The sequence below is a fragment of the Loktanella sp. S4079 genome (assembly GCF_000967725.1).
Classification (GTDB): Bacteria; Pseudomonadota; Alphaproteobacteria; order Rhodobacterales; family Rhodobacteraceae; genus Yoonia.
In genome coordinates this window covers 53,805-69,799 of sequence record NZ_JXYE01000006.1, presented here as the reverse complement: position 1 = coordinate 69,799, position 15,995 = coordinate 53,805, and the positions used below count along the sequence as shown (strand labels likewise).

Sequence of the window (15,995 nt, the reverse complement as noted above, 5' to 3'; positions counted from 1 at the left end):
CCCCTGCCCTACAGATCGTCAAAGGCACCGGGCATCAGGTCTTCCCAGAACTCAAAAATTGCCTCGGCGTTCAATCCCGACATCCAGCCGTGGTTTTCAAAATCTAGCCGCGCACCGGCGTCATCCAACCGCGACATGAACAACCGCTTGTCCGCGTCACGTTGCGTGGGGCTCCGGCCATTTACCAGATCGCGCAAACGGCTCAGCCGCTTTGCCCGCTCAGACTGCGGTGCCGCCACAGATGCCTTTTCTTCGATATAATCGTCGCGCAGGGCCGCGGTCAGATAGCTGACTGGGTTTTGCACGCCTTTCCGGGCGGCCACATAGTCAATCTTGTCCGCCACATGTGCGGCACCATGCTCTTTAATCCACTGACGCGCCAAACGGTCGCTGACCCCCTGCCCTATCAGTTTTTCATAGACAGGTTCATTACGGACACCTTCACCATCATCAAGATCAAGGATCGAAAGCTGCGGGTTCTTTGCGATCTTGAACCGTATCTCGGTCACCGCACGGCCCATTTTGCGGGTTTCCGGCGTGACAATGATATTGGACGTCTTGTTCACCTCAGCAACGGCAGGTTTGATCACTTTCGCATTCAAGTGCTTAAAGACTTCGTAATAGGCGCTGTCATTCACCCCCATCAAACGGCGGAACAAATCCAAGGGCCACCACCCCGTGCTCCCAGTGCGTACAAAGCGATAGCAGTTTTCATAAAGCGCCAAGGCATGCCCGCTCGTAAAACGACGCTGAATATTCAAATTGATCAACGCAAAGACCTTTGGATCATGCAGCTTTTCCGCCAGCGCCGCAGAATAGGAATATTCACACACCCCACCCTTTAGCTTGGCATAGGCCAATAGGCTCGACACGCCCCACTCCTGTTGGCCGTTTTCGTCCAACATGTCCCATTCTGCAGATGTCTCAACCAACCCCCGCAACGACTGCTTGAGCGTTTCCATATCATTCGAATTATACCCGATCATTGTGCACAGGGTCCGCGCATCAATCGCATGGGATTGTTTGTGGATCAGCGTGTCATAGGCATTCAATAGCAAGACGTTCGACAGCTTGCGCTGCAACAGCGTCAGCTTGCCGCTCACGTGAATTGCGGCCACGTTCTTTTTCACTTCTGCACGGCGCAAGGCACCGCTTAGCGCGACTTGTTCAGATGCCATTCCTGCTCACCTTCTATCGAGGTTTCCCACATACTGCCTCAAAAGGCACCTCAGTTCAAGAACTGCTTGGGAACCTTAAGCAGGGTATCACCGGTCCCGTATACGGGTTCTTTTAGCATCGCGCGGTGCCGTTATCTGGCTTTAAGGTATCCGTTTACGGGTCCGGCCCTGTGGATAACCTTGGGAAATAGAGACTAATATAGCGTTTCCCGACATCAGGCACCTAAAACCCTGCGAATCGGCACAGTTCGCCCCGTATCCAGCCCCCTCTAAGCCCGTAAATGGATACCTTTGGTCCTGTAGATGGGTCCAAAAATAGTGTAACTTATTGTATTTAATAATATATATCAGCGCAAAGATTCTAAAGTCCTTAAAGACTCTATACGTCTTTATGTCGCGTTTCGCTGCGAAACTCAGAAATTTCTGGCAAATTTACGCTTAACGATTCGCAAATCAGATTTCATGTGCGATACTCTGCAACAAATCACCATAAACAGCTTACATTGAGTGAGAGACATGTCATCTTCGAGCAAACCACCCCTGCCCCCATATATGAACATCGACCCGGCCAAAGCCGCCGAGAAGTTAGCTGATCCTATCGATACCACCCGATTCGCAAAAGCGGCGACTTTCGCTGCGAAAGGGCGCGATGATCTCGCCCGCCGGGGTCACGCACCTGATGGCGAAAAACGCCTGCGTCGGTTCTCAACTTGGGAGGTCTGCCGCTACCTGATCCCCGTCGCCACCTCTCACCTAAGGCGGGTGCTCAAGGCCAATCCAGACCTCCCCCAAGGCCACGGCGAGGGCGGTTCAAAATGGTTCACATTGGACGAGATCCTCACCCTTCGCAGTTTTTTTGCCGCTGAGGGCGCGGCGGATCGTGAATACGTCCCCTACCGCCCCAAGGAGCAAGACGCTAAAATCATCGCCGTCGCCAACTTTAAGGGCGGTGTTGGCAAGACCTCGACCACCACTCACCTCGCGATGTCTGCCGCATTGGACGGCTACAAGGTGCTGGTGATCGATCTCGATAGCCAAGGGTCGCTGACATCCATTATGGGCGGCAAGGTCGAAGACGAATGGCAAACGGCCTTTCCGCTGATGGCCAAAGATTATGCCATGAACGTCGAGGCCGAGAACAAGCTGCGTGAGCGCAACGGTCAGCCCCCCCTGCCCCTTGATGAAACACTGTCAGAGGCGCGCAATGTAAACGCCCGTGATCTGATCCAATCGACGCATTGGCCGAACATCGATCTGATTGGATCGCAGCTCAACCTCTACTGGGCCGAATTTCAGGTTCCCGTCTGGCGGATGCAACTGCGAAGCTGGGCGCTTTGGGATGCGCTGAGCAACGCGCTCTCTGGTGAGGGAATCCTAGAAGAGTATGATATCATCCTTCTCGATACGCCGCCTGCGCTCGGTTATCTGACAATCAACGCGCTGGCTGCCGCTGACATCTTACTGGTGCCGCTTGGTGCATCGTTCTTAGAATTCGACAGCACGGGCCGGTTCTTTGACATGCTCTACAGCACCTTTGCATCGATTGAGGATGGCGAGAACACGGTGCGCCGCCGTAATGGCCTGCCGGAAATGAAATTCGAATGGGACGCCGTGCGCGCGATCGTGACCCGTTTTGACGCAAACCAACAGACCGATTTGGCCAATGTGATTCAGGCCTATTTCGGTGACTTTATGACGACCTACCGGCAAGAGCTGACCGCGATGGTTGGGCAAGCCGGTGAACATGTAAACGGCATCTACGAAGCCGACTACCGAGACTTTAACCGAGATACCTACATTCGTGGTCGCGAAACGTTCGACCGCACTTGGGCCGAAGTCAAAGAAGTCCTTTTAGGGACCTGGTGGCGCGACGCACAGATGCAGCAATCCGAGCAGGAGGATTAATCCATGGCAAAACGCCGTAAACTCATCGCACCATCTGCCGAGGACCTACAGGCCATCGACGCAGAGTTTCGCAGCGAAACTCCGGTGCGGACAAACCGCACAAGCGCACCGATTGCACAGGTCGCTGCGGACAGTGCGCAATTCGGGCACGCCGAAAATGTTCAGTCGCGGTTGGATAAACTAGACGCCGAGCGCCTGCGCCAAGCCGAGAAGAACGGGCTGATCGTAACCGAGATCCCGACAGCACAGATTTCGACCGATGCAATGGTCCGCGACCGGACGGTCCTGACCGAAGAAGAAATGCAAGAACTGCGCCTGTCGATTGCCGCTAACGGCCTGCGGTTGCCGATCGAGGTTTACGCCGACGGTCAGGGGTACAATTTGCTATCTGGCTATCGCCGCCTGATGGCGGTGCGCGGTTTGGCCGAACTGAATGGCGGCGACAAATACGCCACCATCAAAGCCTTTGTGCGACCCAGTGCCGACACAGCCGCAGCCTTTGCCGCCATGGTCGAAGAAAACGAAGTGCGCGCGAACCTGAGCCATTATGAACGTGGTCGCATCGCCGTGATCGCCGCACAGCAAGGTGCATTTGGCAGTACCGAGGAAGCGGTAAATGTTCTCTTTGGTACGGCGTCAAAATCGAAACGTTCAAAGGTACGTTCCTTTGCCGAGGTGTTTGAAATGCTGGGCGATATGCTGGCCCACGCAGAGGGCCTGACAGAACGGCGCGGGCTGCGATTGGCGGGTGCGTTGCGCCAAGGTGGCGAGAGCCGTCTGCGCGCCGCGCTAGAGGCTGGGCAGGGTGCCTCGGTCGAGGATGAATGGGCGGCGTTAGAGCCCGTGATTGTCGAGATCGAGGAAGGCCCACAGCCCACCGTGAAACGCGGCCGCCCCAAGGCCGCAACACCAGCCGGTTGGGTTGGAAACGATACGCTCAAGCTGTCGTCCGGCGTGACCCTGCGCAAAGAGCGCGACAGCCAAGGCTTTGTCATCCGTCTATCAGGAAAACCCGTGGACGCAGCAATGGTGGATTCCGCAATGGAAGAACTGCGAAACCTGTTTGAAAGCAACTAGAGTTTCGCAGCGAAACTCTGCCAGAGTTATAATTGCCAATTCGCATGAGGCCCTCAACGTATCGTTGGGGGCCTTTTATAATCCAGCGGCCTTTGTCAGGTTGATGCGAAATCTGTCTTTGTTGCGTTGATAGCGGCGTGTCATTTCGGCGCTGCTATGGCCGAGCTGTTTTTGGATGTGGCGTTCATCAACTTCGGCGCTGGTGGCAAGGCCTGCACGCAGTGAATGGCCCGAGAAAAGGGCGAGCCGTTCCTTCTCTGGCAGGTCTGCGCGGATGCCGCTCTTGAGGACTGTGTGTTTGATCAGCCGCGCAACGTGTTTGTCAGAGAGCCTGCTTTCCAGCGCGCGTTTGCCGTCACGTGAGCAGCGAACAAAGATCGGGCCGAAACTAATTTTTGAAAACTTTAGCCATTCTTCGAGCGCATGAACTGGGCAAGTTTGCGGTGACGAGCCGCGACCAATTTCGACCTCGCGCCAACCTGTCTTGGCATTGATCGTGACTAGGGCACCTTGGTCCATAATCTCGATCCATCCGCGGCTATCGTCGGTGTCGTCGCGGTTGCGATCAAGGGCGACGATTTCAGAGCGGCGCAATCCGCCCGCGTAGCCGATCAAGAGAATGGCGCGGTCGCGTAAACCCGGAAGGTCGAAGGGCAGGGCGCTCACCATCGCAACGATATCATCGGGCGTGATGGCCGCTTTTTGTGTTGGCGGGCGGGCGTGTTTACGCCGGATCCCAGCAAGAACAGTCGCAATGTGGCGGTCGCTGCGATCGAGTGAGAACCCGCGCTGAGCGTAGTTCCAAGCCAGCCCTGATAGCCGTCGTTCTATCGTTGAGACCCGAAGGGCAGGGCGGCCGCCTGCCATGTCCGTGAGGTAAAGCCCGATCAGCTCTGGCGAAGGGGGGAGGGGGTCTGTGCCCTTGCGTTTGCACCAATGGGTGAATTGTGCCCAGTCGGCGGCATATGCTCTGTTGGTGTTTTCTGCTGTGGCCGCGCGGGCATAGTCGCGTGCCTGATCCATCAGATGATCAAGAGCAGCAGAACCGGCGACATGATCAGGTAGATTGATCTGATCTTGTTCGGTTGCCGGGGGTGTCTTATACTCCTTAGTCATACGTATACCTTTTGGGGGTTCAGATGAGTCGTGTGAAGGTCAATTTGACGCTGGATGCAGATGTGGCTGCGACTGCGCGGTCGTTGGGCTTGAACATGTCGCGTCTTGCTGAGGCGGCGATTGCGGATGCTGCAAAGCTGGAGCGTAACCGCCTGTGGCGCGCTGAGAATAGGGCCGCCATTGATGCCTATACTGACGAGGTCGCGCGCGAGGGGTTGCCTCTGGCCCGCTATCGTAGCTTTTAGGCGCGTGTCGGGATGGCGCAATTTGATCTCTATCGGTTGGAAGGTGGTCAGCTTGTTGTGGATTTGCAGACGGACCTGATTGGTATTGATGCCTCTCGGATCGTGGCGCCATTGCGCAAGGCTGGCGCATATGCGGCGTTTCGGGGTTTGACGCCTGTGGTATTGGTAAACGACACAGAGTGGGTCGTCAGAGTGCAAGAGCTGGCCGCCGTGCCTGGTGCGGAGCTGAAAGTGCCAGTAGGGACGCTCTCGGCTCATAGGGACGCGTTGAAGCGTGCCCTTGATATCCTGATCGACGGTGTCTGAACTTGGCATAAGAGTGTTTCCAACCAGATAAAGATGCGCGCGTACTACTTAGGAGCCGGTTACTGCGGGTTTCCTTTCTGTTTACGATATTACGAATTTATGTCCGATAATGCAAACTTATTGGACATAATCGCGAATGGTAAGTAGCGGCGGTTTGTGGCGAAAAGATGTGCATAAAGCGCCGCTACTTACGTGCGCAATCTTGTGTCAGTTTAACGCCGCGCAGACGGGGGTAGTGACGATATACCGAGACATCGCCTAAGTTGTGCGGTACGCGAAAGAAATTATCTAACTTGACAGTTTTAGCTACGAAATTTGGGAAGTTCAGCAGTGACCGAGCGCAATAGATATCGCGCATTGAAATACCATCGAAGAACTCTGTGTTTTGCGTATAGCTTCATTCAAATGACGCTCCTGTGCAGCAGTCTTTTGCTCCCGGTTTCAAGTGTTGCACAGGATGTAGAATCCTATCTGTTGACCGATGGTCGCACGGTTACTCCATTCGTGCGCTTTCGAGAATGCGATCAATGCCCAGAAATGATCGTCATGCCGCTTGGCTCGTTTATGATGGGGGCTCGTGAAGGAGAGTCTTGGTCGTCACTTTGGGACGATTGGGGTGAAAAGAAGGGGCCTGTGGGGCAAGAAGGGCCAGACGGTCTTTATAATCTCCCGAACGAAGGCCCGCAGCACCGGGTGCTAATGGACACATCCTATGTGACGGCTGTGAATGAAGTAACCCATGCTGAATGGATGGCCTGCGTACAAGAGGGCGGTTGCAGCCATAGTCCGGATCACTCTGTTTCGACTTTCGAGAAAGGTTACATTCATCTCGGTCCGGATCATCCTGCGATCAATATTTCTCTGCTGGATATTGAAGAATACGTCTCTTGGCTGAATGAGCATGTTGGCGCAGACGTTTACCGTCTCCCGACGGAGGCAGAGTGGGAGTATGCCGCGCGCGCCGGGACAACCACGCGCTTTGCTCAAGGGGATGTTTTGACGTCGGATCAGGCGAATTTTTCGGGTGATACAACAGAACATAACCGGGGGCGTCCATTTCCTGAGTTGATTACCCGCGCAATCCCAGTTCCCGTGCAAACGCTTGACGCAGCTAATCCTTGGGGTCTGCGCCATATGTCGGGGAACGTCTATGAAATCACATTGTCTTGCCATCTTGGGCATCACATCGGCCTGCCCACGAACAGCGCTTATGTGGCCCATGCCGCACAGGGTTGCGATAGATACGTTGCCAAAGGGGGCGCGTACAATATGGCAATGGACGGCGTACGCCTCGCTTATCGTACGCGGCCCACCGATGATACCCGTGACAGCACTCTGGGGTTTCGTATTGTTCGAGAGTTCAGAGAGACTGCCGAAGAATAATGGAGCTTTACAATAGATCGACCCGCAGTGGTGAGGTCTTCGGTTATGTTAACATCAGTTACGCGTTTCGCTGTCGCAGGCCCTGCATTTAATCAAAAACTAACTCAAAAAATTGGAAAGCTGACACATGATACGACTTCTATGCCTTCTTGCCAGCAGCGCGCTTGGTGCGACACATTTGTACGCGCAAGAGCACAATTTTGAAGTGGAGCCGGGTCAATGGCGTTTCGAGGACAGCTTCAATGTGCCCGGGCTGCGGATTGCGGATTCTCGTACGACAACCAAATGCCTTGCAGAAGCTGACGCCCAGAAAAGCCTATCGGAGATAATTCGTGACATGACAGGTGGTCGCGACAATGATTGCAATGTTTCGAACATGTCGCAACTTCCCGGTAGTATCTCTTTGGATATTGCCTGCCAGACAAGCGAAGCAGGTTTTCAGCTCCAATCAAGTGGGCGAATGCGCTACGAATACGGCCGTACATCATATTCAGGTGCCATGTCCGGCAGTTTGGTTCTGCAAGGTCAAGAGTTCCCATACGAGGGGCAAGCATTTGCCGAACGGATCGGAGACTGCTGAGAGTTCAGCCAGCGTGGTGTTAGGTTTAGAAGTATTAACTTCGACATACCGTATCCGCCGATAAAAGCGGGTAGTCACTTTGCACTTGCTTAGATCATTCGTCCCAACTGAGGGCGGCGCTTCGTGGCGCGTAAATAGTGTTGCCACCACAACCATCAAAGCCGACTTTTATGTATGTTTAGAGCCACTCCTTTCGACCAGTCTTTTATTGGGCCTGATGCGGATAGCGGGACAGCAGTGTCTGGGACGGCATCGACGGCTGTTGCGGATGTGACGGCGGGCGATACGGTTAACAGCAACGAACGCTCATTTTGTCCCGAGACCCTGATATTGGCGCGCAAAATTGAGCTAAACAACCTTTGCAGCAGCGACGTATGGCGTGTCTGAGCCCGGACTTCCGTTATACATCATCGAAGCCGCTGCCTGCTTTCGGAAGCCCCAAATCCCGGTGGTCTGTATCTGGCTCTCGAACGCGTAGAGGGAAAGTCCTCGCCCGCTTAGTGGTTGTGTTTGGGCAACTTTGCCGATGTGTTGCGCATGGCCGGCGCATCGCGCAGGACCATACCCTCGCTCAGCTGCGTCGTATTCTCCATGAAGAGCTTTTCCCACGGGGTATGCGGCGCAATGCTCTTTGGGCCTGCTTTCGCCGCTCGCTCTGCCAATTCTTCTTTGCTGAGATCGAGATCACACCGCCCGCGATCCAGGTCAACGGTCAGCCGGTCCCCATCGCGCAAAAGTGCGAGACCACCACCAAGGGCTGCCTCAGGTGAAACATGCAGGATGGACGGGCTGTCTGATGTGCCGGACTGCCGTCCGTCTCCGATGGATGGGAGGCTCTCAATCCCGGCAGCGATCAGCTGGTCCGGCGGCTGCATATTAACCACTTCGGCAGAGCCAGGCCACCCAAGTGGGCCGGTGTTGCGCATGGCAAGGATACAAGTCTCGTCGATATTAAGTGCGGGATCGTTGATCCGCGCGTGATAGTCCTCCGCCCCATCAAAAACGACTACTCGTGCAGTAAAGCAGTTGGGCCGTTCCGGATCGCTGAGAAAGCGCGTCCGAAAGCTGTTTGAAATCACGCTCGCTTTCATAATGGCGAAATCAAAGAAATTGCCCTGCATCACGATGAAGCCTGCGCTTTTGCTGAGCGGGTTATCACATGATCGGATAACTTCCTCGTTCAACGAACCATGCCCTGCGAGATTGTCAGCAAGTGACGTGCCTGTGACCGTCAGGCAGTCAGTTTCCAGCAGTCCGGCCTTGGCCAGTTCCGCCATGACAGCAGGCACCCCGCCTGCGCGGTGAAAGTCTTCTGAAAGATAAGCACCAGCAGGCTGCACATTGGCCAGAAGCGGGATGCGCAAACCATGATCCTGCCATGCAGATGTGGGCAGGTCGTGACCCGCATGGGCGGCAATCGCCGTCAGGTGCGGCTGTGCATTGGTAGAACCGCCCAGGGCCGAGACAATACGGATTGCGTTGCGCAATGCCGCTGGCGTAATAATGTCGAGCGGGCGAATGTCGCTGGTGACCAGATCGACCGCTGCTTTCCCGCTTTGATACGCCATCTGACCGCGTTCGCGATATGGGGCTGGTATGGCGGCAGCACCGGTCAGTGCCATCCCAAGCGCTTCGGCAACTGCGTTCATCGTGCTGGCCGTGCCCATGGTATTACAATGCCCGGCAGACGGTGCTGATCGCGCCGCGCGATCCAGAAAAGTGCGTTCGTCAATCTCACCTGCTGCCAAGGCGCGCCGCGCGCGCCAGATGACCGTGCCAGAGCCGACGCGCTCTTCCCCGGACCAACCGTTCAGCATCGGTCCTCCATTCAGCACGATCGCGGGGATGTTGACTGTTAAAGCCGCCATCAACGCAGAGGGCGTGGTCTTGTCGCATCCCGTCGTGAGCACAACCCCGTCAATTGGATAGCCATTCAGGATTTCGACCAACCCTAGATAGGCAAGATTGCGATCCAACGCTGCCGTTGGCCGCCGGCAGTTCTCAAAAATCGGATGTGTGGGAAAGGACAACGCAATCCCGCCTGCGTCGCGGATGCCGTCACGAATTCGCTTTTCCAGCTCAAGGTGAATGCGGTTGCACGGCGACAGGTCGCTGCCCGATTGGGCGATCGCGATGATCGGCCGGCCGACCCGCAGTTCTTCCGGAGTAAGCCCGTAATTCATGAAGCGCTCCAGATAGAGCGCCGTCATGTCGAGGCGTTCGGCGTTTGCGAACCAATCCTGCGATCGCAGGCGTTTAGGCGGGCTATCTGACATGGGCCGTCCGGTAAGCATGTGGCTGCGAGTCTGAGGTCTGAGCGATCAAAGCAGGTTCCTTCCGGCAAGATTGGTCATCAAGGCACGGTGGCCGAAAACCCACGGATCGCAAGACGTCGACAGGTCGACCGGATTTATCAGCGTCCCAAGGTCGGGGCAAGAGACACTGACGACATCACCGATGTGATGGGTAAAGCCCTGCCCTTCAGCATCGCGATCTTTTGTCGGTGCGAACAAACTGCCGAGATACAGCATGAAACCATCAGGATACTGATGGTGACGCCCGATGGTCTGATCGACAATGCTTTGCGGCGGGCGACTTATCTGCGACATTGGGCAAGTTTCCCGCAGCGCAAATCCATCCCTGCCGCTGATCTCGAGTGTCACCACCGCCGTTTCCACGTCTGCCATAGAAAAGCTGTCGTCAAAAATGCGGATGAATGGTCCGATGGCGGCAGAAGCATTGTTGTCCTTTGCCTTGCCCAGAAGCAGGGCAGAGCGCCCCTCCACATCGCGCAGGTTCACGTCGTTCCCCAGACAGGCACCCTTCACCTCGCCTCTAGAGGAGACGGCGAGGACGATTTCGGGTTCGGGGTTGTTCCAGTTCGACATCGGGTGTAGCCCGACCCGCGCACCCCAGCCGACAGCGGACATCGGTTGCGCTTTTGTGAAGACTTCCGCATCGGGGCCGATGCCAACTTCTAGATACTGCGACCAAAGCCCTTGCGCGATCAGCATCTTCTTTACGTCAGCGGCTTTTTCTGAACCCGCCACCAGATCACTGAGTGATCCTCCGATGATGGCTGCAACCTTGGCTCTGATCGCCTCGGCATGGTTCAGATCGCCTGCGGCGCGCTCTTCGATCACCCGTTCGATCATGGAGCGCGCAAAGGTCACGCCCGCAGCTTTGATTGCCTGCAGATCACAGGGCGCCAGTAGATGCAGGGCCTCTGTCCGGCGCTCCTGCTTGCGCGACCCGGCTTCCAATTCAGCCAAGTCTCCGATCGGTTCTCCAGTTAACGATGCTAGTGTGGCTGGCAGATTGTCAGTGTCCAATAGGGCCGAGACCGTCGGGAACTGCGCACTGGTGATATCCAGTACGGCGCCGACTTTGACCATTACCACGGATGGGCCAATTCCAGGACGCCAGACGCGACCGATATAGGTGCCCGCCGGATCAAGATTGATGGTTGCTGTGTCTTGCACGCTCACGCTTTCCTTACTCAGTTTCTGCTTGTTGTTTCACGACCATAGACCAGTAGCATGCCGATGATCACAGTGCCGTAAATAATCTGGCGGACGGCTTCCGGCATTTGCATGATCGATAGCACAGAATTCAGGACGACGATCAGGATGACACCGATCAGCGTCCCGATATAGCGCCCGCGTCCTCCCAGAATATGTGTGCCGCCTAGCACCACTGCTGCGATTGCGGGCAACAGATAGGGGTTGCCCATGCCCTGATAGGCTTTTGCTGAATAGCCTGCCAGGAGTATCCCCGCAGTTGCGGCGCACAGCGATGAAATCATGAAGGCCCCGACAATCACCCATTTCGTGCGTATGCCCGACAGAAATGCCGCCGATTCCTTTGCGCCGGTTGCGTAAACCGCCTTGCCAAAGCCCGTGCGGGACAAGAGACCCGCAATCGCGATGGATACACCCGCCCAGACAAACAGCGCGACCGGAATGCCAAGCACGCGATCAGCTGCGAGAAACCGCATCAAGGGCGTCGCTTCGGTCTGCGGCGCGAAGCCACCGGTATGGGCGACCATCAATCCGCGCAGAGCCGTATCTACACCCAAGGTAAAGATCATCGAGGGTATGCGTAGAACTGACACGCCCAACCCATTGAACAGCCCTACGATCAGCCCCACCGCCAGCCCGGCGGGAATAGCCCATGGCCCCCCGACGGTGGTGGCCATCATGGCTGCCGCTGTCAGTGTCCACGGGATCGACAAGTCAATGTGTCCCAGCAGGATCACCATCATCATTCCAGCAGCACACACCCCAAGGAATGCGCCGATCTGCAATTGTTGCGCCAGATAGGACGGCATCAGCATCGGCGCCGCGCCCTGTGTAATCAGTGTATAACCCGTGCCAATCAGAATGATTACCAAGGTGAAGCCAAGGGCGATAAAAATGGGCTTATTCTCCGGCGAAACTGAAAACTGTGTGTTCATCGGAAGTGCTCCAGTTTGTTTTTGATCCGTAGTGTGCGCAGGGCACCGAGGCTGACTGCGGCAAGAAGAACTAGCCCCTCGATCAGCGGTTGGATCAGCGGATCAACCGAGAGAATGCGGAAATAGAACGAAATGACCCGCAGAATGCCAGTACCCACAAGCGATCCGATGGCCCCGCCGATCCCGCCAAGAAGTGATGTGCCCCCGAGCACCACAGCGGCAATTGAATTCAGCGTATAAGCCCCGGCCTGCGTGATGTCGGCGTTCCCCGATGAGGTCTGGATTGCCAGATATAGCCCGCCACAAGAGGCAAAGAACCCCGCCAGTCCAAAGGCTGCGATTTTTGCCCGGCGCACAGGAAGCCCCGATAGTTTGGCGGCACTCTCGGCCGATCCGATGGCATAAAGTGTGCGACCCGTTACCGTGCGTTTGAATGGCGCCCAGACACCGAAAGCTACGACCAGCAGGATGATCAGCGGAACCGGGATATTGGCAAAGGGTTGCAGCCAGGCTGCGTTGCCGTCATCGGCAAGACCGAATGTTTCGGCAAAATCAAAGACGGAATTCGTCAGCGCCCAATTCAGGTCGGCATCGATGTCTCCACCCGGCGTCGGGCGCAGAAGCAACGCCAAGCCCATCGCGATGGCCCCTGTAGCGAGGGTGGCGATGATCGGCTGGATGCGCCCAAAGACGACAATCAGCCCGTTCATTACACCAAACGTCGTACCGGCCAGCAGCGTCAAGAACATGCCAAAGATCATTTGCGCAGGCGTGCCCACCACCAAATAAGAGGCAAGACAGGCCGTCAACGTCATCACCGAACCCACCGACAAATCAAGTCCGCCGACCAGTACCGGGATCGTCTGCGCCATGGCGACAAAGGCGATGGCTACGGTTTCATTTGCGTTCTGGATGAAGACCGCCGTCGAAAATCCCCGCGGATGCAGTATGTGATAGACGACAAAGAGCACCAGAAACAGGATTAGTGCGGCGGCGAATCCGCGATTGTGGCGCAAGGGTTTCGCGATCATGCCGCACCTCGTTCGTGCAAGTTGAGCGAGGCCGCGACGATCGCGTCTTCGGTCAATGCGTCGCCTTCTCGCACTGCCACCACGCCACCGTCATAGAGGATCGAGACCCGGTCGCAGCAGCCGATCAGCTCGGCATAGTCGGTCGAATAAAAGAGGATCGTTTTGCCTGCGGATGCCAAATCGCGCATCAGGCGGAATATCTCTTGCTTGGTGCCCACGTCGATCCCGCGAGTTGGGTCGTTCAGTAGGACGATGTCGGGATCAAGCATCATCCACTTCGCGATGACCACCTTCTGCTGATTACCGCCGGACAAGGTTTCCACCGGGTTCGCGGTATCGCCCGCCTTGATTTGCAATCGGGTGACCCCGTCGCGCACCGCTTCATCTGCCCGTCGGCTGTCGATGATCGGCCCGCGTGACACGGCTGCGTAATTCGGCAGCAAAAGATTGTCGCGGATCGACAGGTTCAGCATCAGACCTTCGGTCTTGCGGTCTTCCGGGATGAGGGCCAGCCCTGCTTTTTTGCAAGCGGCGGGCGAGGTGGGCCGAAAGGGTTTGTCATGCAGCTTGATCTCTCCTTCTACGCCTTTCAGCGCACCGAAAACTGCGAGCAGCAATTCCTTGTGGCCCTGGCCGTCAAGACCGCCCAAGCCATGAATCTCGCCCGCTTCGACCTTCAGGTTCACGCCTTTCAGGCTGTTTTCCCATCGCAGGTTTTTCACTTCCAACGCCGGCGGCGCAGGCTGTCGCTTGGGCTTGGGCGGGTATTGTGCGGAAATCTCGCGCCCGATCATAAGGCGCACGATCTCTGCATCGCTGCGTTCGCCTTTGTCGAAGGTCTCGATATGCTGGCCGTTGCGAAAGACCGATAGGCGATCACAAAGCGCGTCAACCTCATGCATCCGGTGGCTGATAAAGATGCTAGCCACACCGTCTGCGCGCAGATCCGAAAGCAGTGCATATACGGTGTCGACGTCCTTGCCAGTCAAGGCCGAGGTCGCTTCATCCAGGATCAGTAGCTTGGGCGATTTGGCCAGCGCCTTGGCGATCTCAACGATCTGGCGACGCGACAGGCTCAGATCGCGGATCAGGGTGTCGGGATGGACCTCTGACGCATTGAGCCGGGCAAGAAGTTCCGCTGCCTGCTTCCGCTGGGCTCTTCTGTCAATCAGGCCGAAACGCTTGGGCGGAGTATCGATATATATGTTGTCGGCCACCGAAAGATCGGGGATCAGCGATAATTCCTGAAACACACAGACGATGCCATCGCGCACCGCTTCGGCGGTCGAGCTATAGGTCACAGGCCGTCCCTCGACCAGCACTTCGCCCGCGCTTGGCTTCAAAACGCCGGACAGAATCTTGATCAGCGTCGATTTACCGGCGCCGTTTTCGCCAAGAATGCCGTGCACGCTGGCGCTGTGGCAGGTGAAATCCACCCCCGACAGCGCCGTGATGCCGCCAAAATAGCGTGAAACGTCGCGCAGCGCGACAATTTCCTCTTTCGCCTTGGTCATCTGTGGTTTCCCTGAAAAAACGGGGCGCAGACGTTCAGGTCTGCGCCCGCCCTAGTTCTGCTTAGTTCGTGTCGGACTCATCCTGCGCCATAATCGCGGGGCCAGAGATATTCACGTCACATGGCGGGAATTCGTTCACAGTGAAGAAGTTGTCCGGTAGGTCCGACCAATAATTCACACCGTCTTCCAGTTCATCATAAGTCGCCATCGGCAGCGGAACCGAGATCAGCTGCGGCATGACATTGCCTTCAAGTGCCGAGATCGCGGCCTTCATCGCGATGGCCACAAGACCGGGCGACTGACCGATAGAAATTCCTTTCAACCCTTCATCGGCATACTCGGCCAGATAATTGCGATAGCCGTTCTCTGACTCACCTGAAATCGGGACCATAGGATGCCCCGAATCGAGCATCGCCTGCACGACGCCAGTGGTTCCACCTTGTGCGAGGATGGCGTCGAATTCACCATGTACGGCAATGGCATCCGCCACGACCTTCTGCGCGGTTCCGTCATCCCAGTTGCCGACAACGCTGACCCGATCCCAGTCACCACCAGATTCATCCAGCACGTCGTTGATCCCCTGCGACCGGTCACGGTCAACGGAATTCCCCGCCAGCCCGCGCACTTCCAGCACCTTGCCAGAGGTCTTGCCGACTGCCGCAAGTTCACCCAGCACATGTTCAGCATAGGTGCGCCCCATCAGATACTGGTCTTCATTGACTTGCATGACCTGGTCAGTGTCGAGCACATTGTCGAATGGTACGAGGACCACATCGTTGCGGTCGGCCAAGCGGATCACACGATCGAACCCGTCAGGGCTTACGGCAATGGTGACGATGGCGTCGTAGCCTTGGTTGATAAAATCCTCGATCGCGCCAAGTTGCGCAGGCGCGTCTGTTCCGGTCGAGACCACCTTCAATTCGGCAATACTATCTGAAATTGTCGGGTCTTCAGCAAAGGCCTTTGCCGTTTGGATCATCTGAATCCGCCAGGTGTTTCCGACGAAGCCGTTGACGACTGCGATCCGGTATGGTCCCTCGCGTCCCTCCCACTGCAGATATTTCGTTTCTTCGTCCCACGGCGCAAAGCATGCCGGGTTGTAACCGGGTCCTTCGACGACCTCTGGCCCGGCCAAGGCTGATGTAGTCAGGAGCGCCGCACCAAGCGCGAGTCCCCAGAGCGCTTTCTGAGTCTTCATTGTCTT

At 56.3% G+C, this 15,995-nt stretch carries 14 protein-coding genes; 6 read left to right on the top strand and 8 right to left on the bottom strand.

Annotated elements, in window-relative coordinates:
• Positions 1–8: 8 nt before the first annotated feature.
• Positions 9–1,178 (bottom strand): replication initiation protein, encoded by a 1,170-nt coding sequence (locus TW80_RS13570; RefSeq protein WP_045997978.1) that lies wholly within the window; start codon positions 1,176–1,178, stop codon positions 9–11.
• A 516-nt stretch (positions 1,179–1,694) separates the two neighbouring features.
• Between TW80_RS13570 and TW80_RS13565 the strand changes: the two genes are divergently transcribed.
• Together TW80_RS13565 and TW80_RS13560 are read left to right on the top strand one after the other, a co-directional pair.
• Positions 1,695–3,083 carry an AAA family ATPase gene (locus TW80_RS13565; RefSeq protein ID WP_084625799.1) on the top strand — a complete coding sequence of 463 codons (1,389 nt, stop codon included), beginning with the start codon at positions 1,695–1,697 and terminating at the stop codon, positions 3,081–3,083.
• Between the two features lie 3 nt (positions 3,084–3,086).
• The gene (locus tag TW80_RS13560; RefSeq protein ID WP_045997977.1) at positions 3,087–4,160 is read left to right on the top strand and encodes a ParB/RepB/Spo0J family partition protein; all 1,074 of its coding nucleotides are present in this window, start codon (positions 3,087–3,089) and stop codon (positions 4,158–4,160) included.
• 75 nt (positions 4,161–4,235) lie between these two features.
• Here TW80_RS13560 and TW80_RS13555 read toward each other — a convergent pair whose 3' ends face one another.
• Positions 4,236–5,276, bottom strand: coding sequence for a site-specific integrase (locus TW80_RS13555; protein WP_045997976.1), 1,041 nt, complete (start codon positions 5,274–5,276; stop codon positions 4,236–4,238).
• A 23-nt stretch (positions 5,277–5,299) separates the two neighbouring features.
• Here TW80_RS13555 and TW80_RS13550 point away from each other — a divergent pair, with 23 nt between their 5' ends.
• The 4 genes from TW80_RS13550 to TW80_RS13535 all read left to right on the top strand — a co-directional run bounded on the left by TW80_RS13550 (position 5,300) and on the right by TW80_RS13535 (position 7,790).
• The gene (locus tag TW80_RS13550) at positions 5,300–5,521 is read left to right on the top strand and encodes a type II toxin-antitoxin system CcdA family antitoxin (RefSeq protein ID WP_045997975.1); all 222 of its coding nucleotides are present in this window, start codon (positions 5,300–5,302) and stop codon (positions 5,519–5,521) included.
• Between the two features lie 12 nt (positions 5,522–5,533).
• Entirely contained in the window at positions 5,534–5,827 is a 294-nt protein-coding gene (locus TW80_RS13545) for a CcdB family protein (protein ID WP_045997974.1), read from the top strand.
• 429 nt (positions 5,828–6,256) lie between these two features.
• Positions 6,257–7,210, top strand: coding sequence for a formylglycine-generating enzyme family protein (locus TW80_RS17695; RefSeq protein ID WP_052700989.1), 954 nt, complete (start codon positions 6,257–6,259; stop codon positions 7,208–7,210).
• A 127-nt stretch (positions 7,211–7,337) separates the two neighbouring features.
• Positions 7,338–7,790: a DUF3617 domain-containing protein gene (locus TW80_RS13535; RefSeq protein WP_045997973.1), complete on the top strand. Its 453-nt coding sequence runs from the start codon at positions 7,338–7,340 to the stop codon at positions 7,788–7,790.
• 497 nt (positions 7,791–8,287) lie between these two features.
• Here TW80_RS13535 and TW80_RS13525 read toward each other — a convergent pair whose 3' ends face one another.
• The 6 genes from TW80_RS13525 to TW80_RS13500 all read right to left on the bottom strand — a co-directional run bounded on the left by TW80_RS13525 (position 8,288) and on the right by TW80_RS13500 (position 15,989).
• Complete coding sequence (locus TW80_RS13525) at positions 8,288–10,066, bottom strand: IlvD/Edd family dehydratase (protein ID WP_045997971.1); 1,779 nt, start codon at positions 10,064–10,066, stop codon at positions 8,288–8,290.
• A 45-nt stretch (positions 10,067–10,111) separates the two neighbouring features.
• Entirely contained in the window at positions 10,112–11,272 is a 1,161-nt protein-coding gene (locus TW80_RS13520) for a fumarylacetoacetate hydrolase family protein (RefSeq protein WP_045998182.1), read from the bottom strand.
• Between the two features lie 17 nt (positions 11,273–11,289).
• A complete protein-coding gene (locus tag TW80_RS13515) occupies positions 11,290–12,246 on the bottom strand; it encodes an ABC transporter permease (protein WP_045997970.1) in 957 nt (318 codons plus the stop codon).
• Positions 12,243–13,277 carry an ABC transporter permease gene (locus TW80_RS13510; protein WP_045997969.1) on the bottom strand — a complete coding sequence of 345 codons (1,035 nt, stop codon included), beginning with the start codon at positions 13,275–13,277 and terminating at the stop codon, positions 12,243–12,245. Before TW80_RS13510 ends, TW80_RS13515 begins: the two co-directional genes overlap by 4 nt.
• Complete coding sequence (locus tag TW80_RS13505) at positions 13,274–14,791, bottom strand: sugar ABC transporter ATP-binding protein (RefSeq protein WP_045997968.1); 1,518 nt, start codon at positions 14,789–14,791, stop codon at positions 13,274–13,276. The genes TW80_RS13510 and TW80_RS13505 overlap by 4 nt, the downstream gene beginning before the upstream one ends.
• Positions 14,792–14,852: 61 nt before the next feature.
• A complete protein-coding gene (locus tag TW80_RS13500; protein WP_045997967.1) occupies positions 14,853–15,989 on the bottom strand; it encodes a sugar ABC transporter substrate-binding protein in 1,137 nt (378 codons plus the stop codon).
• Positions 15,990–15,995 lie beyond the last annotated feature (6 nt).